This is a genomic window from Streptomyces thermocarboxydovorans (assembly GCF_039524635.1).
In the GTDB taxonomy this organism is placed as follows: domain Bacteria; phylum Actinomycetota; class Actinomycetes; order Streptomycetales; family Streptomycetaceae; genus Streptomyces; species Streptomyces thermocarboxydovorans.
Map to the genome: position 1 here is coordinate 1 of NZ_BAAAGU010000024.1, position 26,392 is coordinate 26,392.

20 protein-coding genes are annotated in these 26,392 nt (G+C 70.8%); 12 read left to right on the forward strand and 8 right to left on the reverse strand.

What is annotated here, in order from left to right; translation table 11 throughout:
* Both treS and ABD198_RS13150 read left to right on the forward strand, forming a co-directional pair.
* On the forward strand, positions 1–1,383 hold a 1,383-nt coding region (gene treS / locus ABD198_RS13145), incomplete at its 5' end, for a maltose alpha-D-glucosyltransferase (protein WP_344000628.1).
* 133 nt (positions 1,384–1,516) lie between these two features.
* Positions 1,517–2,929: a maltokinase N-terminal cap-like domain-containing protein gene (locus ABD198_RS13150; protein WP_344000630.1), complete on the forward strand. Its 1,413-nt coding sequence runs from the start codon at positions 1,517–1,519 to the stop codon at positions 2,927–2,929.
* Here ABD198_RS13150 and ABD198_RS13155 read toward each other — a convergent pair.
* Positions 2,848–3,372, reverse strand: a complete 525-nt coding sequence (locus tag ABD198_RS13155) for a hypothetical protein (RefSeq protein WP_344000632.1) — start codon at positions 3,370–3,372, stop codon at positions 2,848–2,850. The two genes, ABD198_RS13150 and ABD198_RS13155, sit on opposite strands and share 82 nt — an antisense overlap.
* Before the next feature lie 10 nt (positions 3,373–3,382).
* Between ABD198_RS13155 and glgB the strand changes: the two genes are divergently transcribed.
* Positions 3,383–5,581 carry a 1,4-alpha-glucan branching enzyme gene (glgB, locus tag ABD198_RS13160; RefSeq protein ID WP_344000634.1) on the forward strand — a complete coding sequence of 733 codons (2,199 nt, stop codon included), beginning with the start codon at positions 3,383–3,385 and terminating at the stop codon, positions 5,579–5,581.
* Between the two features lie 206 nt (positions 5,582–5,787).
* Here glgB and ABD198_RS13165 read toward each other — a convergent pair whose 3' ends face one another.
* Together ABD198_RS13165 and ABD198_RS13170 are read right to left on the reverse strand one after the other, a co-directional pair.
* A complete protein-coding gene (locus ABD198_RS13165) occupies positions 5,788–8,016 on the reverse strand; it encodes a HelD family protein (protein WP_344000760.1) in 2,229 nt (742 codons plus the stop codon).
* 250 nt (positions 8,017–8,266) lie between these two features.
* Complete coding sequence (locus tag ABD198_RS13170; RefSeq protein WP_344000636.1) at positions 8,267–9,667, reverse strand: cation:dicarboxylate symporter family transporter; 1,401 nt, start codon at positions 9,665–9,667, stop codon at positions 8,267–8,269.
* 162 nt (positions 9,668–9,829) lie between these two features.
* Here ABD198_RS13170 and ABD198_RS13175 point away from each other — a divergent pair, with 162 nt between their 5' ends.
* Together ABD198_RS13175 and ABD198_RS13180 are read left to right on the forward strand one after the other, a co-directional pair.
* Positions 9,830–11,464: a sensor histidine kinase gene (locus tag ABD198_RS13175; protein WP_344000637.1), complete on the forward strand. Its 1,635-nt coding sequence runs from the start codon at positions 9,830–9,832 to the stop codon at positions 11,462–11,464.
* A complete protein-coding gene (locus ABD198_RS13180; RefSeq protein WP_344000639.1) occupies positions 11,461–12,144 on the forward strand; it encodes a response regulator in 684 nt (227 codons plus the stop codon). Before ABD198_RS13175 ends, ABD198_RS13180 begins: the two co-directional genes overlap by 4 nt.
* 135 nt (positions 12,145–12,279) lie before the next feature.
* On the opposite strand, the gene ABD198_RS13185 is transcribed toward ABD198_RS13180, so the two are convergent.
* A complete protein-coding gene (locus ABD198_RS13185) occupies positions 12,280–12,846 on the reverse strand; it encodes a hypothetical protein (RefSeq protein WP_344000641.1) in 567 nt (188 codons plus the stop codon).
* A 174-nt stretch (positions 12,847–13,020) separates the two neighbouring features.
* Between ABD198_RS13185 and ABD198_RS13190 the strand changes: the two genes are divergently transcribed.
* The 4 genes from ABD198_RS13190 to ABD198_RS13205 all read left to right on the forward strand — a co-directional run bounded on the left by ABD198_RS13190 (position 13,021) and on the right by ABD198_RS13205 (position 17,107).
* On the forward strand, positions 13,021–14,397 hold the full coding sequence (locus tag ABD198_RS13190) for an extracellular solute-binding protein (protein WP_344000644.1): 1,377 nt from the start codon (positions 13,021–13,023) through the stop codon (positions 14,395–14,397).
* A 27-nt stretch (positions 14,398–14,424) separates the two neighbouring features.
* Positions 14,425–15,378 carry a carbohydrate ABC transporter permease gene (locus ABD198_RS13195; RefSeq protein ID WP_344000647.1) on the forward strand — a complete coding sequence of 318 codons (954 nt, stop codon included), beginning with the start codon at positions 14,425–14,427 and terminating at the stop codon, positions 15,376–15,378.
* A 12-nt stretch (positions 15,379–15,390) separates the two neighbouring features.
* A complete protein-coding gene (locus tag ABD198_RS13200; RefSeq protein ID WP_344000762.1) occupies positions 15,391–16,272 on the forward strand; it encodes a carbohydrate ABC transporter permease in 882 nt (293 codons plus the stop codon).
* Between the two features lie 118 nt (positions 16,273–16,390).
* On the forward strand, positions 16,391–17,107 hold the full coding sequence (locus ABD198_RS13205) for an XRE family transcriptional regulator (protein WP_344000650.1): 717 nt from the start codon (positions 16,391–16,393) through the stop codon (positions 17,105–17,107).
* 40 nt (positions 17,108–17,147) lie between these two features.
* Here ABD198_RS13205 and ABD198_RS13210 read toward each other — a convergent pair whose 3' ends face one another.
* Positions 17,148–18,173 carry an ATP-dependent 6-phosphofructokinase gene (locus ABD198_RS13210; protein WP_344000652.1) on the reverse strand — a complete coding sequence of 342 codons (1,026 nt, stop codon included), beginning with the start codon at positions 18,171–18,173 and terminating at the stop codon, positions 17,148–17,150.
* 328 nt (positions 18,174–18,501) lie between these two features.
* Between ABD198_RS13210 and pta the strand changes: the two genes are divergently transcribed.
* From pta to pyk, 3 genes are all read left to right on the forward strand, one after another.
* Complete coding sequence (gene pta, locus ABD198_RS13215; RefSeq protein WP_344000654.1) at positions 18,502–20,598, forward strand: phosphate acetyltransferase; 2,097 nt, start codon at positions 18,502–18,504, stop codon at positions 20,596–20,598.
* Positions 20,595–21,803, forward strand: a complete 1,209-nt coding sequence (locus ABD198_RS13220; RefSeq protein WP_344000657.1) for an acetate kinase — start codon at positions 20,595–20,597, stop codon at positions 21,801–21,803. Before pta ends, ABD198_RS13220 begins: the two co-directional genes overlap by 4 nt.
* Before the next feature lie 84 nt (positions 21,804–21,887).
* Positions 21,888–23,315, forward strand: a complete 1,428-nt coding sequence (gene pyk / locus ABD198_RS13225) for a pyruvate kinase (RefSeq protein WP_344000659.1) — start codon at positions 21,888–21,890, stop codon at positions 23,313–23,315.
* A gap of 121 nt (positions 23,316–23,436) precedes the next feature.
* Here pyk and ABD198_RS13230 read toward each other — a convergent pair whose 3' ends face one another.
* From ABD198_RS13230 to ABD198_RS13240, 3 genes are all read right to left on the reverse strand, one after another.
* Positions 23,437–24,792: a hypothetical protein gene (locus tag ABD198_RS13230; protein WP_344000661.1), complete on the reverse strand. Its 1,356-nt coding sequence runs from the start codon at positions 24,790–24,792 to the stop codon at positions 23,437–23,439.
* Positions 24,782–25,348 carry a DUF6114 domain-containing protein gene (locus tag ABD198_RS13235; protein WP_344000663.1) on the reverse strand — a complete coding sequence of 189 codons (567 nt, stop codon included), beginning with the start codon at positions 25,346–25,348 and terminating at the stop codon, positions 24,782–24,784. The genes ABD198_RS13230 and ABD198_RS13235 overlap by 11 nt, the downstream gene beginning before the upstream one ends.
* Positions 25,349–25,465: 117 nt before the next feature.
* A complete protein-coding gene (locus ABD198_RS13240) occupies positions 25,466–26,098 on the reverse strand; it encodes a DUF6230 family protein (RefSeq protein WP_344000665.1) in 633 nt (210 codons plus the stop codon).
* Between the last annotated feature and the right edge of the window lie 294 nt (positions 26,099–26,392).

Consider the following 26,392-nt stretch of genomic DNA (forward strand, 5'->3'; position numbering starts at 1 on the left):
CACCAGCGGGGCATGCGCGTGATCATCGACTTCGTCATGAACCACACCAGCGACCAGCACCCGTGGTTCCAGGAGTCGCGCCGCGATCCCGACGGGCCGTACGGCGACTACTACGTGTGGGCCGACGACGACAAACAGTTCCAGGACGCCCGGATCATCTTCGTCGACACCGAGGCGTCGAACTGGACCTACGACCCGATGCGCAAGCAGTACTACTGGCACCGCTTCTTCTCGCACCAGCCGGACCTCAACTACGAGAACCCGGCGGTGCAGGAGGAGATGATCTCCGCGCTGAAGTTCTGGCTGGATCTGGGCATCGACGGATTCCGGCTGGACGCGGTGCCGTACCTGTACCAGAAGGAGGGCACCAACTGCGAGAACCTGCCGGAGACCCACGCCTTCCTGAAGCGGGTGCGCAAGGAGATCGACGCCCAGTACCCGGACAAGGTGCTGCTGGCGGAGGCCAACCAGTGGCCCGAGGACGTGGTCGACTACTTCGGTGACTACCGGGTGGGCGGCGACGAGTGCCACATGGCCTTCCACTTCCCGGTGATGCCGCGCATCTTCATGGCGGTGCGCCGCGAGTCCCGCTACCCGGTCTCGGAGATCCTGGCGAAGACACCCGCGATCCCCTCGGGCTGCCAGTGGGGCATCTTCCTGCGCAACCACGACGAGCTGACCCTGGAGATGGTCACCGACGAGGAACGCGACTACATGTGGGCGGAGTACGCCAAGGACCCCCGCATGCGCGCCAACATCGGCATCCGCCGCCGCCTCGCCCCGCTGCTGGACAACGACCGCAACCAGATCGAGCTGTTCACCGCCCTGCTGCTCTCCCTGCCCGGCTCCCCCGTCATGTACTACGGCGACGAGATCGGCATGGGCGACAACATCTGGCTCGGCGACCGTGACGCGGTGCGCACCCCCATGCAGTGGACGCCGGACCGCAACGCGGGCTTCTCGTCGTGTGATCCGGGGCGGCTGTTCCTGCCGACGATCATGGACCCGGTCTACGGCTACCAGGTCACCAATGTCGAGGCGTCCATGGCCTCGCCGTCCTCGCTGCTGCACTGGACCCGCCGGATGATCGAGATCCGCAAGCAGAACACGGCGTTCGGGCTCGGCACCTACACCGAGCTGCCCTCGTCCAACCCGGCGGTCCTGGCCTTCCTGCGCGAGTACGAGGACGACCTGGTGCTCTGCGTGAACAACTTCTCGCGTTTCGCACAGCCGACCGAGCTGGATCTGAGCGCCTTCGAGGGCCGGCATCCGGTGGAGCTGTTCGGCGGTGTCCGTTTCCCGGCCATCGGGGAGCTGCCGTACCTGCTGACCCTCGGGGGCCACGGCTTCTACTGGTTCCGGCTCCGCAAGGACGCCGCGTAAAGCCTGTCGCACGACGGGCCGCACCCCGGGGCGGGGCGTTTCCTCCGCTCCGCCCGGGGCACGCATCAGTAACACCCCGCCCACCGGCGGCGCCCCCAGGGGCCCGCCGCACCAGGGGAAAGGACGCGACGCCATGTCGGAAGCCGTCACCCGCACCGTCACGACCCCGCCCGGCCTGCTTGCGTCACTGGATCCACTGCTGCGGGAGTGGCTGCCGCGGCAGCGGTGGTTCGCCGGCAAGGGCCGCCCGGTCACCGGGTTCACCCTGGTCCAGGCGACCGAGCTGCTGCCCGCCACCGCGAAGCTGGGGCTGTACCACCTGCTGGTGCGCGCCCACCAGCCGCTGTTGCCGGGGCACGGCGGCGCCGAGTCCCCCGGCGACTGCTACCAGCTGCTCATAGGCGTGCGCGAGGCGCTGCCGCCCCGGCTGGCGCCCGCGCTGATCGGTCATGTCAGTGAGGGGCCCCTGGCCGGACGGACGGTCTACGAGGCCCTGCACGACACCCGGCCCGCCGAACTGCTCCTGGAGGCGCTGCGCACCCAGGCCCGGATCGGCGGGCTTCGTTTTGAACGGGACCCGCACCAGGAGATACGCGGCGGCCTGGTGCCGCGCCTGATGACCGCCGAGCAGTCCAACTCCTCGGTCGTCTACGGCGATACGTTCATTCTGAAACTGCTGCGCCGGATCGTGCCCGGGATCAACCCCGATCTGGAGCTGCCGCTGGCGCTGGCCCGCGAGGGCTGCACCCGGGTGCCCCCGCCCACGGCCTGGCTGATCGCGGACCCCGACGATGCGCCCGGGCCGGCCGCGGAACCGTATGTGCTGGCCGTGCTCCAGCCCTTCGTGCAGGGCGCCACGGACGGCTGGGAGCTGGCCCTGCGGGAGCTGGCCAAGGGCGAGGACTTCGTGGCCGAGGCGCGGGCGCTGGGGCGGGCCACCGCCGAGGTGCACACCGCGCTGGCCCGCGCCCTGCCGACCGTCACCCTGGGTCACACCCAGGTGCACGCGATGGTCGACGGCATGCGGGAGCGGCTGGAGGCCGCCGTCCAGGCGGTGCCGGTGCTGCGCCCGTACGCGGACGGGCTGCGCTCGGCGTACTCGGCGCTGGACGAGCTGGCCGCGGAGGGACGCACCTGGACCGCGCAGCGGATACACGGTGATCTGCATCTCGGGCAGTGCCTGCGTTCCCCGGACGGCGACTGGTCACTGATCGACTTCGAGGGCGAACCCGCCCGCCCGCTGAGCGAGCGGCGCATGCCCCAGCCGGCGGTGCGGGACGTGGCCGGCATGCTGCGCTCCTTCGACTACGCGGCACGCTCGGTGGACCCGCCGCAGCCGGAGTGGGCCGAGCGCTGCCGGGCGGCGTACTGCTCCGGGTACGGGGAGGCCTCCGGGCGCGACCCGCGGACCGACCCGGTGCTGCTGCGCGCCCACGAGACCGACAAGGCCGTCTACGAGGTCGTCTACGAGGCCCGCCACCGCCCCGAGTGGCTCGCCGTACCGCTGGCCGCGGTGCACCGGCTCACCGCGTCCGACCTGACCTGATCTCCCGCGCTCGCCCAGGAGGCTTCGCCCGTGATCCCCCGCCCCGAGTCCCACGAGACGCCCGAGCCGGCACCCGCGGCAGACGGGCCGGCGCCGTCCGCCGCGAAGAAGGCGACCGCCAAGAAGGCCGTGGCGAAGAAGGCCGTCGCGAAGAAGGCCGTCGCGAAGAAGGCCGCGGCGCAGACGGGGGCGACCAGGAAGGCCACCCCGAGGAAGGTGACCGAGAAGAAGGCGGCCGCCGCGAAATCGGCGCAGAAGTCGGCCCGGAAGGCCGTCGCGAAGAAGGCGGCGGCCAAGGACCCGGCGGCGAGCGCGGCAGCGTCACCACCGCTGTCTGCCTCGTCTGCGCCGTCTGCGCCGTCTTCGCCGTCTTCGTCGTCCGGATCATCGGCACCGTCGGCGTCGCCGGCGTCATCGGCGACATCGGCGTCCGGGCAGCTCACACCCCCCGAGATGGAGCTGGCCGTCTCCCCGGCGGTCGGCGGCGCGGACCGGGAGCGGCTGCTGAACGGCACACATCACGCGCCCCACTCCGTGCTCGGGGCGCACCCGGTGCCCGGCGGTGTGGTCTTCCGTGTCTTCAAGCCGTATGCGCTGGGCGTGACCCTGCTCTCCGGCGGTGTCAGTGTCGAGCTGCACGACGACGGCGACGGCTTCTTCTCCGGGTTGCTGCCGCTGCGCGAGGTGCCCGCGTACCGCCTGCGGGTGCGGTACGAGGGGGCGGAGCTGGAGATCGAGGACGCGTACCGGTTCCTGCCCACGCTCGGTGAACTGGATCTGCATCTGATCGGCGAGGGCCGCCACGAGCAGCTGTGGACGGTGCTCGGCGCGCACCCCATGACCCACCAGGGCGTGACCGGCACCCGCTTCTCGGTGTGGGCGCCGAACGCGCTCGGGGTGCGGGTGGCCGGCTCCTTCAACTTCTGGGACGGCACCGCCTGCCCGATGCGCTCGCTGGGCTCCACCGGGGTGTGGGAGCTGTTCCTGCCGGGCATCGGCGAGGGCGAGCTGTACAAGTTCGAGATCACCCGGCCCGACGGCTCGCGCACCCTGCGCGCCGATCCGCTGGCCCGCCGCACCGAAGTCCCCCCGGCCACCTCGTCCGTGGTCACCTCCTCGCACCATGTGTGGAACGACCAGGAGTGGATGGAGCGCCGCGCCGAGGTGCCCGCGCACCGCGCGCCCTTCTCCGTGTACGAGGTGCACCTGCCGTCCTGGCGCCCCGGCCTCACCTACCGGCAGCTCGCCGAGCAGCTCCCCGCCTACGTCAGGGATCTGGGCTTCACCCATGTCGAACTGATGCCGGTCGCCGAGCATCCCTTCGGCGGCTCCTGGGGCTACCAGGTCACCGGCTTCTACGCGCCCACCGCGCGGCTCGGCACACCCGACGACTTCAAGTACCTGGTGGACGCGCTGCACCGGGCCGGCATCGGCGTGATCATGGACTGGGTGCCAGCGCACTTCCCGCGCGACGACTGGGCGCTGGCCGAGTTCGACGGGCGGCCGCTGTACGAGCACGAGGACCCGTTGCGGGCCGCGCATCCCGACTGGGGCACCCTGGAGTTCGACTTCGGGCGCCGCGAGGTGCGCAACTTCCTGGTGGCCAACGCCCTCTACTGGTGCGAGGAGTTCCACATCGACGGGCTGCGGGTGGACGCGGTCGCCTCGATGCTCTACCTCGACTACTCGCGCGAGCCGGGGCAGTGGACGCCGAACGAGCACGGCGGGCGGGAGAACCTGGACGCGGTGGCGTTCCTGCAGGAGATGAACGCGACCGTCTACCGCAGGGTGCCCGGGGTCGTGACGATCGCGGAGGAGTCCACGGCCTGGGACGGCGTCACCCGGGCCACCCATCACAAGGGTCCCAGCGGCTTCGGCGGGCTCGGCTTCGGCTTCAAGTGGAACATGGGCTGGATGCACGACTCGCTGCAGTACATGAGCCACGACCCGATCCACCGCCGCTACCACCACCACGAGATGACGTTCTCGATGGTGTACGCCTACAGCGAGAACTACGTGCTGCCGATCTCGCACGACGAGGTGGTGCACGGCAAGAAGTCCCTGGTGTCGAAGATGCCGGGCGACTGGTGGCAGCAGCGCGCCAATCTCCGGGCCTACCTCGGCTTCATGTGGGCCCACCCCGGCAAGCAACTGCTCTTCATGGGGCAGGAGTTCGCGCAGGGCTCGGAGTGGTCGGAGACGCACGGCCCGGACTGGTGGCTGCTGGACCCGAACTACGGTGCCGAGGCCGACCACCGCGGCGTGCGCGAGCTGGTCCGCGACCTCAACACCGTCTACCGCGGCACCCCGGCGCTCTGGCAGTGCGACACCGAGCCGTCCGGCTTCCGCTGGGTGACCGGCGACGCCGCCGAGGACAACCTGCTGGCCTTCCTGCGGTACGACGACGGCGGCACCCCGCTGCTCGCGGTCTGCCACTTCGCCCCCGTGGTACGGGACGACTACCGCATCGGCGTCCCCGACGACATCCCCGCCTGGCACGAGACCCTGAACACCGACACGACCCGCTACGGCGGCAGCGGCGTCACCAACCCGGACCCCCTCAAACCAGAACCCCAGGGCTGGCACGGCTTCCCCGCCAGCATCCGCCTGACCCTGCCCCCGCTGGCGACGGTGTGGCTGCGCCCGGCCTGACCCATCCGACCCGCGTGCGCGGGCCTCGCCCGATCACGGGGCCCGCGCGGGCGGGCTGGCCCGGTCACGCGGTCCACGCGGGCGAGCCCAGAGCCGATCACCGGGCCCGTGCCGACGGGCCCAAGCTGAACACCGGAGCCGCGCAAGCGGGCCGGGGCGGGGGCGGCCGGTGTGTACCGCGGCTCCCGCCCGGCCCGGCATGGCCGTCAGGCGACGTCGACCAGGCCCTTCGGCAGGGGCTCGGTGTGGACGATGCCCAGGCGTTGGGTGGCGCGGGTCAGGGAGACGTAGAGGTCGCTGGTGCCGTATCTGCCGGGCTCCACGACCAGGACGGAGTCGAACTCCAGGCCCTTGGCCTGCTTCGGGTCGAGCAGTACGACCGTCCGGGTCAGGTCGGGCTCGGCGCCCGCCGTGAGGCCGTCCGTGCGGGCGGCGATGGTCCGGTGCAGTTCGCGCGGGGCGATGACGGCCAGCCTGCCCTCCTCGGGGGTCAGCTCGCGCACCGCCTCGGCGACCGCGCCCGGCAGGTCGTCCACCGCCCGGATCCAGGGCTTCACACCGGTGCTGCGCACCGAGCTGGGCGGTTCGAAGGAGGGGTTCTCCGCGCGGACCACGGCCGCGGCGACCTCCATGATCTCGGCGGGGGTGCGGTAGTTGACGCCGAGCCGGGTGTGCTCCCAGCGGTCCTCGACATAGGGCGCCAGGATGTCCTCCCAGGAGCCGACACCGCCCGCCTCCGAGGTCTGCGCCGGATCGCCGACCAGCGTCATCGACCGGGTCGGGATGCGCCGCATCAGCATCCGCCACGCCATCGGCGACAGCTCCTGCGCCTCGTCGACGATGATGTGCCCGAAGGCCCAGGTCCGGTCGGCGGCGGCGCGCTCCGCGGCGCTGCGGTGGTCCGCCTCCTCGTGCCGCTCCGCGAAGCGCTCCGCGTCGATGATGTCGTGCGCGGAGAGCACCTCGGAGGCCTCGGGGTCGTCCTCCTCCTTGTCCTCGAACTCGTAGGTCCGGGACGCGTAGGAGACGTCGAGTACGCCCTGCGCGTAGGCGATCTGCCGCAGCCGCTCCTGCTCGGCCCGCTCGCGCTCCAGGCGGTCGTCCTCGCCGAGCAGCTCCGCCGCCTCGTCCAGGAGCGGCACGTCGGCGACGGTCCAGTGCCGGGTGACCGGGCGGCGGACGGCGTCGGCGTCCTCGGGCGGCAGGAACTCGTCGGGTGCGGCGAGGAAGTCGGCGACCAGCTGCTGCGGGGTGAGCCGGGGCCAGAGCCGGTCGATGGCGGCCCACACCTCGGGGTTCTCGGCGAGTTCGTCGCGGATCTGGGTGATGTCGCTCGCGTCGAGCAGGTTGGAGCCGTCGAACGGGTCGGTGCCGATGCGTTCCGCGTACAGGTCGGTGAGGGTGTTGAGGATGTGGCCCTCGAAGTGCTCGCGGGCCGCGTTGTGCGGCAGCTTGGTGGCGCGGGTGCGTTCCCGGGCGACGTTCACCAGGCCGTCGTCGAGCATCAGGATGGAGCGGTCGTGCTCGATGGTGATGACCGGGTCGGGCAGCGACTGCCGGCTGCGGACGACCTCGGCGAGCACGTCGGCCATGCCGGCCCGGCCCTTCACGGCCGCCGCCCGGGGCGTGTCGGTGCGGGTGGCCTTCACCCCGGGGAACAGCTCGCCGACGGTCGACAGCAGCACCCCGGTCTCGCCCAGGCTGGGCAGGACCTCGCCGATGTAGCCGAGGAACGCCGGGTTGGGGCCGACGATCAGCACGGCGCGGCGGGCCAGCAGCTCGCGGTGCTCGTAGAGGAGGTAGGCGGCGCGGTGCAGGGCGACGGCGGTCTTGCCGGTGCCGGGGCCGCCCTCGACGACCAGGACCCCGCGGTGCGGGGCGCGGATGATGCGGTCCTGGTCGGCCTGGATGGTGCGCACGATGTCGGCCATGCGGCCGGTGCGCGCGGAGTTGAGCGCGGCGAGCAGCACGGCGTCGCCGCTGGGGTCCTCGTGCCCGGTGCGGGTCTCGTCGCCGAGGTCGAGGATCTCGTCGTGCAGGGCGGTGACCCGGCGGCCCTCGGTGGAGATGTGGCGGCGGCGCCTGAGCCCCATCGGGGTGTGGCCGGTGGCCAGGTAGAAGGGGCGGGCGACCTCGGCGCGCCAGTCGATCAGGACGGGGGTGCGGTCGGCGTCGTCGGCGCGCAGGCCGATCCGGCCGATGTGGTGGGACTCCCCGGAGGCCAGGTCGATCCGGCCGAAGCACAGCGAGCCGTCCACCGCGTTGAGCGCGGCGAGCAGCCCGGAGCGCTCGGCGACCTGGATGTCCCGCTCCAACCGGGCCTGCATGGGCGTGTGGCCCTGGGCGAGCGCGTCCGTGAGGGAGTCCTCGGTGACGCCCCTGAGGGCGTCCACGCGTGCGTACAGCCCGTCGATGAATTCCTGTTCGCGCCGCAATTCATCGTCCGGAAATTCGGTGTTTGACAATTCCGCTCCCGCCCGGATATACTGTGCTCACTGAACTTCTCCGCGATTCTTCATAATGAAGTCGCGAATCAATGAATATACGCAAGGAAAACCCCCGAGCGCAATTGCCCGGGGGTTTTCCTTTGTCTCGGTGCGGCTCAACCGAGGGGACACGGCCCGGGGTTCAGGCCCGGGCCGTGTCCCGTGTCTCGGTGAGGGGAGGGTGTCGGTGAGGGCCGGATCAGGCCTTCGCCAGCTCCTTCTCACCGCCGCCGGACTCCGGCAGATCCGCACCGTCCGCATCCGCATCCGCGGTCGCGTCGGAGCCGTGGTCGTCCAGGAGGGTCTTCTCGTCGAAGGGCAGCCGGCCCGCCAGCACCTCGCCGACGCGCTCCTTGTCGATCTCCTTGGTCCAGGTGCCCACCAGCACCGTGGCGACCGCGTTGCCGGCGAAGTTGGTCAGGGCGCGGGCCTCGCTCATGAAGCGGTCGATGCCGACGATCAGGCCGATGCCGTCCACCAGGGCCGGCTTGTGCGACTGCAGACCGCCGGCCAGCGTCGCCAGGCCGGCGCCCGTGACACCCGCCGCGCCCTTGGAGGCGACCAGCAGGAACAGCAGCAGCGGGATCTGCTCGCCGACCGACATCGGCGTGCCCATGGCGTCGGCGATGAACAGCGAGGCCATGGTCATGTAGATCATGGTGCCGTCGAGGTTGAAGGAGTAGCCGGTCGGCACGGTGATGCCGACCACCGGCTTGCTGACACCCAGGTGCTCCATCTTCGCGATCAGCCGCGGCAGCGCCGACTCGGACGAGGAGGTGGACAGGATGAGCAGGAACTCCCGGCCCAGGTACTTGAACAGGGTGAAGATGTTCAGGCCCGAGACGATCCGCAGCAGCGCGCCGAGCACCAGGAAGATGAACAGCACACAGGTGACGTAGAAGCCCAGCATCAGCACCGCGAGGCTCTTGAGCGCGTCCAGGCCCGCCGAGCCGGTGACGGCGGCCATGGCGCCGAAGGCGCCGACCGGGGCCGCCCACATGATCATGGCGAGGACCCGGAAGACCAGCCGCTGGATGTGCTCGATCCCGCGCAGGACCGGCTGACCGGCCTTGCCCATGGCCTGCAGGGCGAAGCCGCAGAGCAGGGCGATCAGCAGGGTCTGCAGCACCTCGCCCTGGGTGAAGGCGGACACGATGGTGGTCGGGATGATGCCGAGCAGGAACTCGGTGGTGTCCTTGGCCTCCGCGTCGACCTGGGCGTGCCCGGTCTCCTTCACCGCCTCGGTGACGGCGAGCCCCGCGCCGGGCTCCAGGACGTTGCCGACGATCAGACCGATGGCCAGCGCGACCAGCGACATCACCAGGAAGTAGATCATCGCGATGCCGCCGACGGCGCCGACCTTGGCGGCCTTCCGCACGGAGCCGATGCCCAGCACGATGGTGCAGAAGATGATCGGCGAGATCATCATCTTGATGAGGTTGACGAACCCGGTGCCGATCGGCTTCAGCTCGACCGCGAAGTCCGGTGCGATCAGCCCGACCGCGATTCCGAGTGCGACCGCGATGATCACCGCGATGTAGAGGTAATGCGTGCGGTCCCGTTTGGCTGCGGGGGCCGTTCTCGGGGTGCTGGCGGCCACGGCTGCCCTCCTTGACGTCTTCGTCGGCGACACCGGCGTGCGGCTCACGTCCGGGGAATCATCCGGGGAATTGGGGATTGCCGTGACTATGGCGCGCCCTGTGAGTGCGGTCACCCTTCCGTTCATTTAGTTCACCGGGGCGGGCCCGTGCAGACTGGCGGCATGCGCATCCCCGTCCCCCGGCCCCGCAGCCTCGCGGGCCAGCTGTTCGCCGTGCAGGCCGTGCTCATCGCGGTCGTGGTGGCCGGGTACGCGCTGTTCGCCTACGTCAGCCACCGCGGCCAGGCCGAGGACGCGGCCTGCAGGCAGGCCACGGCGGTGGCCCGCTCGGTCGCCGACTCGCCGTCGGTACGCGCCGCCATCCGCAGCCCCGATCCCTCGGCCGGTCTGCAGCCGTATGCGCTGGCGGTGGTGCGGGACACCGACGTCGACTTCGTCACGATCATGGATCCGCGGGGCATCCGCTGGACCCACCCGGACCCGGAGCAGATAGGGCGCCCCTTCATCGGCCACACGGCCCCGGCCCTGAAGGGCCGCACCTTCACCGAGACCTACACCGGCACGCTCGGCCCGTCCGTCCGCGCGGTGACCCCCATCCGGGACGGCGGCAGGATCGTCGGGCTGGTCAGCGCGGGCATCCGCGTGGAGGAGATCAGCCAGCGGGTGGAGGAGCAGCTCACGGCGCTGCTCGCGGTCGCGGCCGGCGCGCTCGGGCTGGGCGCCATCGGTACCTATGTGATCAACGCGCGGCTGCGCCGGCACACCCACGGCATGAACGCGACCGAGCTCAGCCGGATGCACGACTACCATCAGGCGGCGCTCCACGCCGTGCGCGAGGGGCTGCTGATGCTGGACGGGCAGTACAGGGTGGCGCTGATCAACGACGGCGGCCGGGAGCTGCTGGGCGTGGCGCCGGAGGTGGACGTGGTGGGCAGATCGGTGGCGGACCTGGGCCTGCCGGCCCCGCTGACGGGTGCGCTGCTGGCGTCCGAGCCCAGGGTGGACGAGGTGCACCTCACGGCGGACCGGGTGCTGGTGGTCAACACCTCCCCGGTGTCGGGCGGGGAGCGCCGCGGCACGGTGGTCACCCTGCGCGACGTCACCGAGCTGCAGTCGCTGATGGGCGAGCTGGACTCCGAGCGGGGCTTCACCCAGGCGCTGCGCTCCCAGGCGCACGAGGCGGCGAACCGGCTGCACACCGTGGTGTCGCTGATCGAGCTGGGGCGGGCCGAGGAGGCGGTGCGTTTCGCGACCGCCGAGCTGGAGCTGGCGCAGGCGCTCACCGACCAGGTGGTGGCGGCGGTGAGCGAGCCGGTGCTGGCGGCCCTGCTGCTGGGCAAGACGGCGCAGGCCAACGAGCGGGGCGTGGAGCTGGTGGTGTCGGAGGACAGCCGCCTGGACGACGGCCTGCTGCCGGAGTCCCTCCCGCCGCGTGACCTGGTCACCATCCTCGGCAACCTGATCGACAACGCGGTGGACGCGGCGCAGGGCGGCGTCGGCCCCCGGGTGACGGTGACGGCGCTCACCGAGCGGGGCGAGGAGCTGGTGCTGCGGGTCTGCGACACCGGCCCGGGCGTGGACCCGGACCACGCGGAGGCGGTCTTCGAGCGGGGCTTCACCACCAAGCCCTCCGGCCCCGGCGGACGCGGTCTCGGCCTCGCCCTGGTCCGCCAGGCGGTGAACCGCCACTCGGGCACCCTGACGGTGAGCCCGGCGCCGGAGGGCGGGGCGTGCTTCGAGGCGCGCCTGCCGCTGCGGGCGGCCTCCCCGGCCGCGGTCCCCGGGGGCGGGTCGTGACCGAGCAGCCCATCAGAGTCCTGGTCGTCGAGGACGACCCGGTCGCCGCCGACGCGCATGTGATGTACGTGGGCCGGGTGCCGGGCTTCGTCACCGTCGGCAAGGCGCACACCGGCGGCGAGGCCCGCCGGATGCTGGAACGCGTCCCCGTCGACCTGCTCCTGCTCGACCTGCACCTGCCCGATGTGCACGGCCTGCAACTGGCCCGCTCGCTGCGCGCCGCCGGCCATCACGCCGACGTCATCGCGGTGACCTCGGCCCGCGACCTCGCAGTGGTGCGCGAGGGGGTGTCCCTCGGCGTCGTCCAGTACGTGCTGAAACCATTCACCTTCGCCACCCTCCGCGACCGCCTGGTCCGCTACGCCGAGTTCCACGCGGCCGTCGGCGAGGCCAGCGGCCAGGACGAGGTGGACCGCGCCCTCGCGGCGCTGCGGGCACCGGGCCCGGCCGCGCTGCCGAAGGGGCTGAGCGGCCCGACCCTGGAACGGGTGACCGGCGCGCTGCGCGGCGCCGAGGAGGGCCTCACCGCCACCGGAGTCGCCGAGGCGGTGGGCATCTCCCGCATCACCGCCCGCCGCTACCTGGAACACCTGGTCAACGCGGGCCGGGCCCGCCGCAACCCCCAGTACGGCCAGGTGGGCCGCCCCGAACTGGTGTACCGCTGGGTGCGTGGGAAGTGAGCCGGGCCGCCGAAGGCTGGACCACCGGTGGGCGCGGCACCGCACGCGGGCCGCCGAAGGCTGGACCGCCCGTGGTCGCGGCACTGAAGACCGAACCGCCCATGGACGCGGCGCCGGCAGCCGGGCCGCCGGCCATCAGTCCGGGTTCCCGCCTCCCCCCGTTTCGGCCGCCCTCGCGTACCAGACCACCTGGGAGGCGAGACCTGCCACGGCGAGTGCCTCCAGTACCGACAGGGCGAGGAGCAGGCCGCCGGCGCCGCCGTCCGCCCAGTAGACGATGAGCGCCGCCAGCGGGACCGCGCAGAACGCCGTGAGGTCGATCAGGACCTGGACCGTCTTGCGGAAGCGGCGCCGGGAGTCGCGGCGGTGGGACGCCTCCCAGCCGAAGGTGGTGAAGCCGTCCGAGCCCGGGGCGAGACGGGCGAGACGGGGGCCCAGGTCGTCGCGCACATACAGCCCGATGGCGGTGATCTTCTCGTCGTTGACGAGGTAGGTCCAGCCGAGGACGACGCACACCGGCGGCAGCGCCACGAGCATCGCGGGCTGCTTCGCCTGGGCCGCCGCGGCGATCACGGCGGCGACGACCGCGAGGGTGACATACAGCAGGTTGTCGCGGAAGCCGATCCGCGCCTTCTGCTCGTCCTTCACGCTCTGGTACTCGGCGAGCAGCAACTGCCCGACGGTGAGCTCCTGTTCCGCCACTCGAACATCCCCTCTCCCGGCCCCGGCCCGGGACGGCGGCGGGAGCTGACGTCCCGTCCGTCCGGTCCCGGCCCGCGATCGATTCCCCGCACACTCATTGACCTGACTAGACCACTCAACTTACGTTCGCCGGGCAGCCGTCCACGCGCCACGACGAAGTGCGCCCAGGAGGTCATGCCCGTGCGCCCCACCGCCGCCCTCCCCCACGTCATCGCTCTCACCCTGGCCGCCGCAGCGACCCTCACCGCCTGCGGCGGCGGCTCCGGCAGCGACCCGGACACGCTGAGGGTCTCCTTCAAGCAGTCCACGGACAACAACATCAAGGTGATGGACACCTACATCGCCGGCATCAAGAAGCAGTTCGAGAAGGAGAACCCCGGCAAGAAGGTCGAACTGGTCCCCATCAAGGCCCCGGACGCGGAGTACTACACCAAGCTGCAGCAGATGCTGCGCTCCCCCAAGACCGCGCCCGACCTGGTCTACGAGGACACCTTCCTCATCAACTCCGACATCACCAGCGGGTACTTGAAGCCGCTGGATCCGTACCTGAAGAAGTGGAAGGACTGGGGCCAGTTCATCGGCACCGCCAAGGCCGCCACCCGCGGTGAGGACGGCAAGACCTACGGCGTCCCGGACGGGACCGACACCCGCGGCCTGTGGTACAGCAAGGACATCTTCGCCAAGGCCGGCCTGCCCGAGAGCTGGCAGCCGAGGACCTGGGAGGACGTCCTGGACGCCGCCCGCACCATCAAGAAGAAGGTGCCGGACGTCATCCCGCTGAACGTCTACACCGGCAAGCCGGTCGGCGAGGCCGCCACCATGCAGACCTTCGAGATGCTGCTCTACGGCACCAACGACGGCACCTCGGACCCGCTGTACGACAAGAGCAGTAAGAAGTGGATCAGCGCCGGGAAGGGCTTCGAGGACTCCCTCGCCTTCGTCGAGACGGTCTACAAGGAGAAGCTGGGCCCGGAGGTCTCCGACGCGCTCGACCCGAACGTCGGCACCCGGGTGCGCGGCGAGTGGCTGCCGCAGGGCAAGCTCGGCATCGCGCTCGACGGCTCCTGGCTGCCGCAGGACTGGCTGGAGGGCAGCGGGCACGAGTGGCCCGAGTGGTCGAAGGAGCTGGGGCTCGCCGCGATGCCGACCCAGAAGGGGCAGGCCGCCGGCAAGGTGAGCATGTCCGGCGGCTGGGCCTGGTCGATCCCCGCCAAGGCGGCCAACCCCGATCTGGCCTTCGAGTTCATCAAGACCATGCAGACCAAGGCCAACGCCCAGAAGTGGTACATCGCCAACTCCGGCATCGCGGTGCGCAGGGACGTGGCGAGCGACCCCGAGTACGTCAAGGCGCAGCCCGGCATCAAGTTCTTCACCGACCTGGTGTCGAGCACCCACTACCGGCCCGCCTATCCGGCGTATCCGAAGGTGTCCACCGCCATCCAGGAGGCGATGGAGGGCGTGACCACGGGTGACATGTCGGTCCGGGAGGCCGCCCGCGGCTACGACGAGGCCCTGAAGGACGCCACCGACAACCAGGTCGTCGAGAAGTAGCACGAGAAGCAGCAACGGAACGAGCCCATGACCGCCGCCGCACCGCACACGGGCCCGGAACTCGCCAAGATCCCTCCGGGCCCGCCCGCACCCTCGCCCGCGCCCGCCTCCGCCCGCAGCGGACTGCGCCGTCTGCTGCCCCGCTTCCTGCCGCTGACCCCCGCGCTCGCCCTGCTGCTGCTCTTCCTGGCGGGGCCGATCGCGTACTGCGTGTTCATCGCCTTCACCGACCTGCAGCTGACCGGCCAGGCCGAAGAGTCGTTCACCGGCCTGGAGAACTTCCGCCGGGCGTTCGCGGACGACGAGTTCCTCAACGCCGTATGGCTGACGCTGGTGTTCACGGTGGTGTCGGCGCTGGTCGGGCAGAACACCCTGGGGCTCATCCTCGCCGCGCTGATGCAGCGGGCCTCGAAGCCGGTGCGCACCCTGACCGGTGGCATCGTTGTCACCGCCTGGGTGCTGCCGGAGGTGGTGGCGGGCTTCCTGCTCTACGCCTTCTTCCGCCGGGAGGGCACGCTCAACGCCGTCCTGGACTGGCTCCATCTCCCCACCCAGAACTGGCTGTTCACGCTGCCCATCCTCGCCGTGTCCTTCGCCAACGTCTGGCGCGGCACCGCCTTCTCGATGCTGGTGTACTCGGCCGCGCTGAACGAGATCCCGAGGGAGATCACCGAGGCCGCCGAGGTGGACGGCGCCGGCGGCTGGCGCCGGATGTGGCACATCACGCTGCCGATGATCCGCCGCTCCATCGGCACCACCCTGATGCTCAACACCCTGCAGACGCTTTCGGTGTTCGGGCTGATCTGGGTGATGACCCGGGGCGGGCCGGGCGGCCGGAGCCAGACGCTGCCGCTGTTCATGTACGAACAGGCCTTCCAGAACAGCCTGATCGGGTACGGCACGGCCGTGGCCCTGCTGCTTCTGCTGGTCGGCGCGCTGTTCTCGGCCGTGTACATGCGTCTGCTGCGGACGGAGGTCTGATCCATCGTGTCCCTGCCCCTCCCCCACCGCGCCCGCCCGCTCGCCTCCCGCCGTGCCGCCCGCCCGCTCGCCTCCCGCCGTGCCGCGCGCCGGCTCGCCGCCGACGCGGGCCTGCTGGTGGTGGCCCTCGCGTTCGTGCTGCCGCTGGCCTGGGTGGTGCTGTCCGCGCTCGATCCGCACGCCGGTCTGCGGGTGAAGGCACCGGACGGGCTCACCCTGGAGCACTTCGACGCCATCCTCACCGACGAGATCACCTTCACGCCGCTGCTGAACAGCCTGGTCCTGTGCGGCGGCGCGACCGCGCTGACCGTGGTGTGCGCGGCGCTCGCGGCGTATCCGCTCTCCCGGTTCCGTTCCCGGCTGAACCGGCCGTTCCTGCTGACCATCCTCTTCGCGACCAGCCTGCCGATCACCGCGATCATGGTCCCGGTGTACGCGCTGTTCGTGCAGGTCGACCTGATCGACACCCGGCAGGGGACGATCTTCTTCTTCGCCGCCTCTCAGCTGCCGTTCGCGATCTGGCTGATGAAGAACTTCATGGACGGCGTGCCCAAGGAACTGGAGGAGGCGGCCTGGACGGACGGGGCGTCCACGCTGCAGTCGCTGGTGCGGATCGTGCTGCCGCTGATGGGGCCGGGCGTGGCGGTGGTGACCGTGTTCTCCTTCGTGATGATGTGGGGCAACTTCTTCGTGCCCTTCATGCTGCTGCTGAGTCCGGATCTGATGCCCGCCTCGGTGAGCATCAACGACTTCTTCGGCAACCGCGGCATGGTCGCCTACGGGCAGCTGGCGGCGTTCTCGATCGTCTACTCGACGCCGGTGATCCTGCTGTATGTACTGATCGCACGACGGCTCGGCGGAGGTTTCGCGCTGGGTGGCGCGGTGAAGGGATGACCGGGGACGGGGCGCCGGGGCCGGGGGTGACCGCCGGTCTCCGTAGCTTCATACAATCCGTAACATTGGCCGAACTGACCGTAGTCACCCGCAGGGCGGCTTCTCTAGCTTGTCGGCCGTGCACCGAGCCACCCCCCGACCGAACGATCCCCCGCCTCCTCCGTTCAACGCGCCCGCCGCCCGCCGGCTGCGGGCCGCCCTCGGCATGGGCCCGGACCATGTGGCGCAGACCCTTCGCGCCTCCTACGGGCTGCCGTATGTGACACCGCACCTGGTGGTCGCCTGGGAGCGCGGCACCGCCGCCCCCTCCGGTCCCGAACTCTCCGCGCTGGCGGGGGTGTTGTGGTGCTCCCCCGGTGAACTCATCGGCCGGCCGCGCACCTTGCGCGAGCACCGCATCGCCCGCGGTCTGGCGGCCGAGGACGTCGCCCGCGCGGTGGGGCACGAACTCCGCGCGTATCTGCGGATGGAGGAGACCGGCCAGTGGCGCGGCTCCGACCGGCAGACCGCCGTGCTGGCCGGACTGCTCGCCCTGTCCCTGGCCGACCTGATCACGGTCTCCGGGCACGAGGACCGGCTGGCGGAGCTGCTGCGCAGTGCCGCGACCACGCGCTGGCAGGGGTACGTCCGGCCGGTCGGCAAGCTGGCCCCGCTGGACCGGCGGGTGCTGGAGCGGGCGCTGCAGCGGCTGCACCAGGACTACCAGGGGCACATGGCCGCCACCCTCAGCTGGGGCGGCGGCAGCGGTGACGCGGGGGACGACGGCCGGGAGTTCCTCGAACGCGTCGTCGACCACTTCTGGGCGGCGGTGGAGGAGTACTCCGGCTCCCGGTAGGGGCCTCCCGGTAGGCGACCGGCACAGGCCGGAAGGCGGACTAGAAGACCGACTCGGCCTCGTCCATGCGGTACTTCGGCACCGTCTTCAGCTCCGTGACCGCCTCCGCCAGCGGGACCATCACGATGTCCGTGCCGCGCAGCGCGGTCATCTTCCCGAACTCGCCCCGGTGCGCGGCCTCCACCGCGTGCCAGCCGAAGCGGGTGGCGAGCACCCTGTCGTACGCGGTCGGCACGCCGCCGCGCTGCACATGGCCGAGGATGACCGGCTTGGCCTCCTTGCCCAGGCGCCGCTCCAGCTCGTGGGCGAGGGCGGTGCCGATGCCCCGGAAACGCTCGTGACCGAACTGGTCGATCTCGCCCTTGCCGTAGTCCATGGTGCCCTCGGCCGGGTGCGCGCCCTCGGCGACGCAGATGACGGCGAACTTCTTGCCGCGGGCGAAGCGGGCCTCGACCATCTTGACCAGGTCCGCGGGGTCGAAGGGGCGCTCGGGCAGGCAGATGCCGTGGGCGCCGGCGGCCATGCCGGACTCCAGGGCGATCCAGCCGGCGTGCCGGCCCATGACCTCGACGACCATCACCCGCTGGTGGGACTCGGCGGTGGTCTTCAGCCGGTCCATCGCCTCGGTGGCGACGCCGACGGCGGTGTCGAAACCGAAGGTGCGGTCGGTGGAGGAGATGTCGTTGTCGATGGTCTTGGGCACCCCGACCACCGGCAGGCCCGCGTCGGAGAGCATGCGGGCCGCGGTGAGCGTGCCCTCGCCGCCGATCGGGATGAGCGCGTCGATGCCGAAGTCGCGGATCATGTCGGAGGCGTTCGCGCACGCCTCGCGCAGCCGGTCCCGCTCGAGCCGGGAGGAGCCGAGGATGGTGCCGCCGCGGGCCAGGATTCCGCTGACCGCGTTGAGGTCGAGGGGCCGGTAGCGGCCGTCGAGCAGACCGGAGTAGCCGTCCTCGAAGCCGATGACCTCGTCCCCGTAGTTGTCGACCGCGCGGTGCACGACCGACCGGATCACTGCGTTCAGGCCGGGGCAGTCGCCGCCTGCGGTGAGAACTCCGATGCGCATCGTGCTGTGTCTCCTGGTCGCTGTCGATACCGGTGAGCCAATCCCGATTGTTTCACGTCCCCCGGGGGCGGCGCCGACGCCGGACGAGTGGGCGCCTTAACGAGCGCCGGAGGTATTGTCAAGAGGGTTCTGCTCACCTCCACGGGTGATCTTGCAGACGCCGGTATGACAACGCGGTCCCGGCGCACTCGAACCCCTGCGACAACGCATCACACCCCCGACGACGGCACACCCGGCCCCGACGACGACGATCACCACACCCGTTGAGCCCTGACAGACCCCGACCGACACGGCAAAGCCGACGAAACCAACGAAACGGAGAGCGCGCGTGACCCGCAGCGTGTACGTGACCGGCATCGACCGCGGCGACGGCCGCCAGGTGGTCGAGCTGGGAGTCATGGAACTGCTGACCCGGCAGGTCGACCGGGTGGGCGTCTTCCGCCCCCTGGTGCACGACGGGCCGGACCGCCTCTTCGAGCTGCTGCGCGCCCGCTACCGCCTCTCCCAGGACCCGGCGACCGTCTACGGCATGGACTACCAGGAGGCCTCCGCCCTCCAGGCCGAGCGGGGCACGGACGAGCTGGTCTCCACCCTCGTCGACCGCTTCCACCTGGTCGCCCGGGACTACGACGTGATGCTCGTCCTCGGCACCGACTACGCCGGCACCCAGTTCCCGGACGAGCTGTCACTGAACGCCCGGCTCGCCAACGAGTTCGGTGCCTCGGTGATCCCGGTGGTGGGCGGCCGCAAGCAGACCGCCGAGTCGGTGCGCGCCGAGACCCGCAACGCCTACCGGGCCTACGACACCCTCGGCTGCGACGTGCTCGCCATGGTGGTCAACCTGGTGGCCCGCGAGGACCGGGAGGAGATCGCCGAGCGGCTCGCCACCCGGCTGCCGGTGCCCTGCTGGGTGCTGCCGGACGAACCGGCCCTGTCCGCGCCGACGGTCTCGCAGGTGGCGACCGCGCTGGGCGCCAAGGTGGTGCTCGGGGACGACTCCGGGCTCGCCCGGGACGCCCTGGACTTCGTCTTCGGCGGCGCCATGCTGCCCAATTTCCTCGCCGCGCTGACGCCGGGCTGCCTGGTGGTGACCCCGGGCGACCGCGCCGATCTGGTGGTGGGGGCGCTCGCCGCGCACCGCGCCGGCACCCCGCCGATCGCGGGGGTGCTGCTCACCCTGGACGAGGTGCCCGGCGAGGACATCCTCACCCTGGCCGCCCGCCTCGCCCCCGGCACGCCGGTGCTGTCGGTGTCGGGCACCAGCTTCCCCACCGCGGAGCAACTGTTCTCCCTGGAGGGCAAGTTGAACGCGGCCACCCCGCGCAAGGCGGAGACCGCCCTCGGCCTGTTCGAGCGGTACGTGGACACCGCCGAGCTGACCCGGCGGGTCTCCGCGCCCAGCAGCGACCGGGTCACCCCGATGATGTTCGAGCACAAGCTGCTCGAGCAGGCCCGCTCCGACCTCAGGCGGGTGGTGCTCCCGGAGGGCACCGAGGAGCGCGTGCTGCACGCGGCGGAGGTGCTGCTGCGCCGGGGCGTGTGCGAGCTGACACTGCTCGGGCCGGTGGAGCAGATCCGCAAGAAGGCCGCCGACCTGGGCATCGACCTCGGCGACAGCCAGATCATCGACCCGGCCGTCTCCGAGCTGCGGGACGGCTTCGCCGAGAAGTACGCCGCCCTGCGGGCGCACAAGGGCGTCACCGTGGAGCTGGCCTACGACGTCGTCTCCGACGTGAACTACTTCGGCACGCTGATGGTCGAGGAGGGCCTCGCGGACGGCATGGTCTCCGGTTCCGCGCACTCCACGGCCGCGACCATCCGGCCCGCCTTCGAGATCATCAAGACCAAGCCGGACGCCGCCATCGTCTCCTCGGTGTTCTTCATGTGCCTGGCCGACAAGGTGCTGGTCTACGGCGACTGCGCGGTCAACCCGGACCCGGACGCCGAGCAGCTCGCCGACATCGCCGTGCAGTCGGCGGTGACCGCGGCCCGGTTCGGGGTGGAGCCGCGGATCGCGATGCTGTCGTACTCCACCGGCACCTCCGGCACCGGCGCCGACGTGGACAAGGTGCGCCGGGCGACCGAGCTGCTGCGCGGCCGCCGGCCCGATCTGAAGATCGAGGGGCCGATCCAGTACGACGCGGCGGTGGAGCCGTCGGTCGCCGCGACCAAGCTGCCGGACTCCGAGGTGGCCGGCCAGGCGACCGTGCTGATCTTCCCCGACCTGAACACCGGCAACAACACCTACAAGGCGGTGCAGCGCTCGGCCGGTGCGATCGCCGTGGGACCGGTGCTGCAGGGTCTGCGCAAGCCGGTCAACGACCTGTCCCGGGGTGCTTTGGTGCAGGACATCGTCAACACCGTCGCCATCACCGCCATCCAGGCCCAGAACGACTCCACGACCGGGAAGGCTGCCGCCCAGTGACTGCCACGCGTGTCCTCGTCCTCAACTCCGGTTCCTCGTCGGTGAAGTACCAGCTGCTCGAGATGCGTGACAGCAGCCGGCTGGCCACGGGACTGGTGGAGCGGATCGGGGAGCAGACCTCCCGGGTGAAGCACACCTCGGCGGCGGCCGGGGACGGCCGGGAGCGCACCGGTCCGATCGCCGACCACGACGCCGCGCTGAAGGCGATGGCCGAGGAGCTGGCCGCGGACGGCCTGGGCCTGGATTCCCCCGAACTCGCCGCGATCGGCCACCGGGTGGTGCACGGCGGCAAGTACTTCACCGAGCCGACCGTCATCGACGACACCGTGCTCTCCGAGATCGAGCGGCTGATCCCGGTGGCGCCGCTGCACAACCCGGCCAATCTCACCGGCATCCGCACGGCCATGACGCTGCGCCCCGACCTGCCGCAGGTGGCGGTCTTCGACACCGCCTTCCACACCACGATGCCGGAGTCGGCCGCCCGCTACGCGATCGACGTGGCGACCGCCGACGCGCACCGCATCCGCCGCTACGGCTTCCACGGCACCTCGCACGCGTATGTCTCGCGGGAGACGGCACGGCTGCTGGGCCGGGCACCCGAGGACGTCAACGTGATCGTGCTGCACCTGGGCAACGGGGCCTCCGCCTCGGCGGTGCGGGCCGGCCGGTGCGTGGACACCTCGATGGGGCTGACCCCCTTGGAGGGGCTGGTGATGGGTACGCGATCCGGAGACATGGACCCGGCCGTCATCTTCCATTTGATGCGCGTCGGGGGAATGTCCGCCGACGAGATCGACACCCTGCTCAACAAGAAGAGCGGTCTGATCGGGCTGTGCGGTGACAACGACATGCGGGAGATCCGCCGCAGGATCGACGAGGGTGATGAACAGGCGAAGCTGGCGTTCGACATCTACATTCACCGGTTGAAGAAGTACATCGGTGCCTATTGCGCCGTTCTCGGGCAGGTGGACGCGGTGGCCTTCACCGCCGGGGTCGGCGAGAACTCGGCGGAGGTGCGCGCGGCGGCCGTGGCGGGCCTGGAGCCGCTGGGTCTCGCGGTCGACGCGGAGCGCAACGCGGTACGCGGCGAGGGGCCGCGGCTGATCTCGCCCGAGGGCGCGCGGGTCGCGGTCGCGGTGGTTCCGACGGACGAGGAAATGGAGATCGCCACTCAGACATACGCACTGGCCGGAAACAACGACTGAGAACAAGTGAGCGTCGGGAATCTCATTTGTATATTCCGCCAGACGGAATATTCCGCTGCGAAACAAACCGATAGGATCGCCCCCATGCGCCGTTCGAAAATCGTCTGTACTCTCGGCCCCGCGGTCGACTCCCACGAGCAACTCGTCGCCCTGATCGAAGCCGGCATGAACGTGGCCCGCTTCAACTTCAGCCATGGCAGCCACGCCGAGCACCAGGCCCGCTACGACCGGGTCCGTGCCGCGTCCAAGGAGACCGGCAAGGCCATCGGTGTCCTCGCCGACCTCCAGGGCCCCAAGATCCGCCTCGAGACCTTCGCCGAGGGTCCCGTCGAACTGGTACGCGGTGACGAGTTCACCATCACGACCGAGGACGTGCCGGGCGACAAGAAGATCTGCGGGACGACCTACAAGGGGCTGCCGGGCGACGTCTCCCGCGGCGACCAGATCCTGATCAACGACGGCAACGTCGAGCTGAAGGTGCTGGACGTCGAGGGCCCGCGGGTGAAGACGATCGTCATCGAGGGCGGCGTCATCTCCGACCACAAGGGCATCAACCTGCCCGGCGCGGCCGTGAACGTGCCCGCGCTGAGCGAGAAGGACGTCGAGGACCTGCGGTTCGCCCTGCGGATGGGCTGCGACCTGGTCGCGCTGTCCTTCGTGCGGGACGCCAAGGACATCGCCGACGTCCACCGGGTGATGGACGAGGAGGGCCGCCGGGTCCCGGTCATCGCCAAGGTGGAGAAGCCGCAGGCGGTGGAGAACATGGAGGACGTCGTGATGGCGTTCGACGGCGTGATGGTCGCCCGCGGCGACCTGGCCGTCGAGTACCCGCTCGAGAAGGTCCCCATGGTGCAGAAGCGCCTGATCGAGCTGTGCCGCCGCAACGCCAAGCCGGTGATCGTGGCGACCCAGATGATGGAGTCGATGATCACCAACTCCCGGCCGACCCGCGCCGAGGCCTCCGACGTGGCCAACGCGATCCTGGACGGCGCGGACGCGGTGATGCTGTCGGCGGAGTCCTCGGTCGGCGCCTACCCGATCGAGACGGTCCGGACGATGTCGAAGATCGTCCAGGCGGCCGAGCAGGAGCTGCTGTCCAAGGGCCTGCAGCCGCTGGTGCCGGGCAAGAAGCCGCGCACACAGGGCGGTTCGGTGGCCCGCGCGGCCTGCGAGATCGCCGACTTCCTCGGCGGCAAGGGCCTGGTGGCCTTCACCCAGTCGGGTGACACCGCGCGGCGGCTGTGCCGTTACCGCGCCGAGCAGCCGATCCTGGCGTTCACCACCGACGAGAGCACCCGCAACCAGCTGACGCTCAGCTGGGGCGTGGAGCCGCACGTGGTGCCGTTCGTCAACAGCACCGACGAGATGGTCGAGCTGGTCGAGCAGGAGCTGGTCCGGCTCAGCCGGTTCAACGAGGGCGACATCGTGGTGATCACCGCCGGCTCCCCGCCCGGCGTCCCGGGCACCACCAACATGGTCCGCGTCCACCACCTGGGCGGCCCGACCAGCTGACGGTCTCCGGCCGGCTGACGAGACCGCCTGACGCACGTTCGGCCAAGACGCCGAGGGCGCCCCCTGAGGATCAGGGGGCGCCCTCGGTGTGAGCGGCTCCCGAAGTGGTCTTGACGCGGGCTCAGTCCGTGACGAACTGGTGCAGTCCGGGCACGTGCAGGGTGCCGCCGAACTGGCCGGCCTGCTGCACCTTCACATTGGTGAAGTAGATCAGCGGGATGTTCAGCGGCGGCGGGTGCTCCGGGTCGAACGTGACGGGTATCAGCCCGAGCAGGTTGCCGGATATGCGCTCCGTGTACATCACGGTGTCGCCGTTGCGGATGGTGGACGTCGAGCCCTTCGCGGCCTGCACGTGGTACGTCTTGCCGGACTGCGGGTCCTTGACGGTCTGGTGCAGGTCGCCGATGTCGGTGCCGTCCGAGACGACGTACTTCAGCACCTTCTTGGTGGTGCCGTTGGCCGTCTTCACCTTCACGATGCCCTTGTAGTCGGCGCCCTTCAGCAGCAGCGAGCTGGCGTCCAGGAACCAGGGGTCGTCGGGCAGCGGGACGGTGTTGTCGATGCCGCCCTCGGCGTCGGTGGCGACCGGGCAGTCCTCCGGGTCGACCGTGGCGCTCTCCGACGGGCTCGGCGAGGCCGAGACCTCCGGGGCGGCCTCCTCGGCGGCCTTCTCGGCCTTCTCGGCGGCTCCCTCGACCGCCTCGCCCGCGCCCTCGGCCGCCTCGCCCGCCGTGCCGGCGGCGTCCTCGGCGGCCTCCTTCGCGGCACCCGCGGCCTTCTCGGCGGTCTCCTCGGCCTTGTCTCCGGCGTCCCCGGCCGCCTCGGCGGCCTTCCCGGTCTCCGAGGGCGACGGGGCGGGGCTCTCGCCCTCCTCCGCCTTGGCAGCCTCGCCCGGCGTGAGGACGTCCTTGATCCCGTCGCCGATCTTCTCCAGGAGGTTCTTGTCGGTCTCCGAGGGGGACGGCGCGGGCTGCTCGGAGGCGGAGGCGGACGGTGCGGGCTCGGCCTTGTCGCCGGAACCTGAATCCGGCGAAGAGGACGTGCCCTTGCCCGCCTGCTCCCGCGCACCGGCCTCCGGGGCCTCCTGCGCATCCGGCTTCTCGGCCGGCTTCTCCTCGGCACCGTCGCTCGCCGAGGGGGACGGCGTGGGCGACGCGGAGGCGTCGTCCTTCTCCTTGTCCTTGTCCTTGGCGTCCTTCTCGGCGTCCTCCGCGGCCTCGATCGCCGTCAGGCAGTCCTTGTACTCGTCCGCGGTCAGGCTGTTCGACGAGCCAGGCTCGTCCTTGGCCTGGGCGAGCGTGGGAGTGAACCCCATGCCCATCAGGACCGCGGTCGGCATAGCCGCGAGGGCTATCGCCTTGCCCGCCGGCATCTGGAACCTGGTGAACAGCGGCTTCTTGGGAGCCGCGTGGCGCGGCCCGGTTCTCACACGGGACGCCTCCGCATCAGCCCCGTGGGTCACCTCGTCAGCCGGCACTGTGCCTCCCGTTCGCCCCGTTCGCCGGGCTCGTTCCTGACAGATCGTTCGGCTCGCCCACCGTGGTGTCGTCGACGGACTTCAGCAGCGTGGTGTCGCTGTCCGCGCCCTGAGGGGCGCCGCCCTGGTTCCCCGCGGCGGCCGCGGGCTTGTCCTCGGGCAGTGTGCCCGGCGCCCACGACACGGCCATCGCCCCGCCCACGAGGGCGAAGAGGAAGCCGATGAGGAAGCCGCCGAGGTTGGAGACGGGAATGGACACCAGCGCCAGCAGGATCGCGGCGACACCCGCGAAGACCCGTACGTGCTTCTGGAACCAGAGGCTGACGCCGAGGACGACGAGCAGCACGCCGATGATCAGGGACCCGGCGCCCGCCGTGGTCGCCATGGCCAGCGTCAGATGTCCGATCTGGAGGTTCGCGTACGGGAAGTAGGCGATGGGGAATCCGCCGAGCATGACGAACAGGCCGGCCCAGAACGGCCGCGCGCCCCGCCAGGCGCGGAACTGCAGCCTCCGGCGAGTGAACTGGCCGGATGCGGCAGGAGTCTCGGCGCTCATGGAAAACAGCTCCCTGGTACGGCGTTGCTGTGGTGATGATGTGCCCCGCACGTGAAGACGGGGCCGGAAGGTGGACGGGCGGGGGCGCCGGTGGCTCCCCCGCCCGTCACAGAGTGCTCAGTAGCACTCCTTGACACCCTTCGAGAGCGACATCTTCAGGCCGCTCAGCTTGAAGGTTCCGGCGGTGGTGGCCCACGCCGTCTGCTTCACGTCGGTCAGCGTGGCCGACTCGGCCTGCTGAGCGAACCCGTACGGGTTGGCCTGCTCCTTGCCGCCCTTCATGCCGGGACCCTTGTTGGCGTCCTTGGCCGCAACACCGATGTCGATGTTGTTGAAGGTGGCGTTGGCCTCGAGGTCCTCGACGTCGATGTAGAGGTTCTCGGCCTCGACCGGCTTGTCGGCACCGGCCTTCAGCATGAGGCTGACATTGCCGAAGAACGGCACGTCCGGGGTGACCACGGACTGGCACATGTTCCGGATCTTCGCGGACTTGAACGCCGAGACGGCGACGGGGTGAGCCGTCTTCTCGCCCTTGAGCGTGTAACCCGAGTCGATCGCCCCGTACTGGGAGAAGCCCGTACCGTCGAGCCGGTCCGCCGTCACCTTGAACGACTGGCCGGAGACGCTGAACGAGGCGGCGAGAGCACCCTGCGCGAGGGCGACACCTATCGCTGCCGTGGCGGCGACGCTGGGCACCATGACCACAGCGAACCGCTTCCATCTGGTCCCGCCACGCACCTGGGACTCCATATTTCCTCCTTCTCGGACGTACATCTCCTGCTCCGACCCGCCGCCTTGGACGACGGCTCAGCCGGGCAGGGATGGGAGAAGTGCTACGTCCTCGGGAAGGAGAGCGCCTGCACCCGGCGGCGCACAAAGGCGCCCGAGTCACCGGCGTTCACCCCCGAGCGACAACCACTGGTCGCGCCTGACACGCATCACGCACAACCCTGCCGGACAGGCTTCGCCGAGTGGGCGAAGACCCCCCTGTCCAAGAGCCGGCACCACTGCCGCCGGCTCTGCTCGGTGGGGACCCAGGAAGTC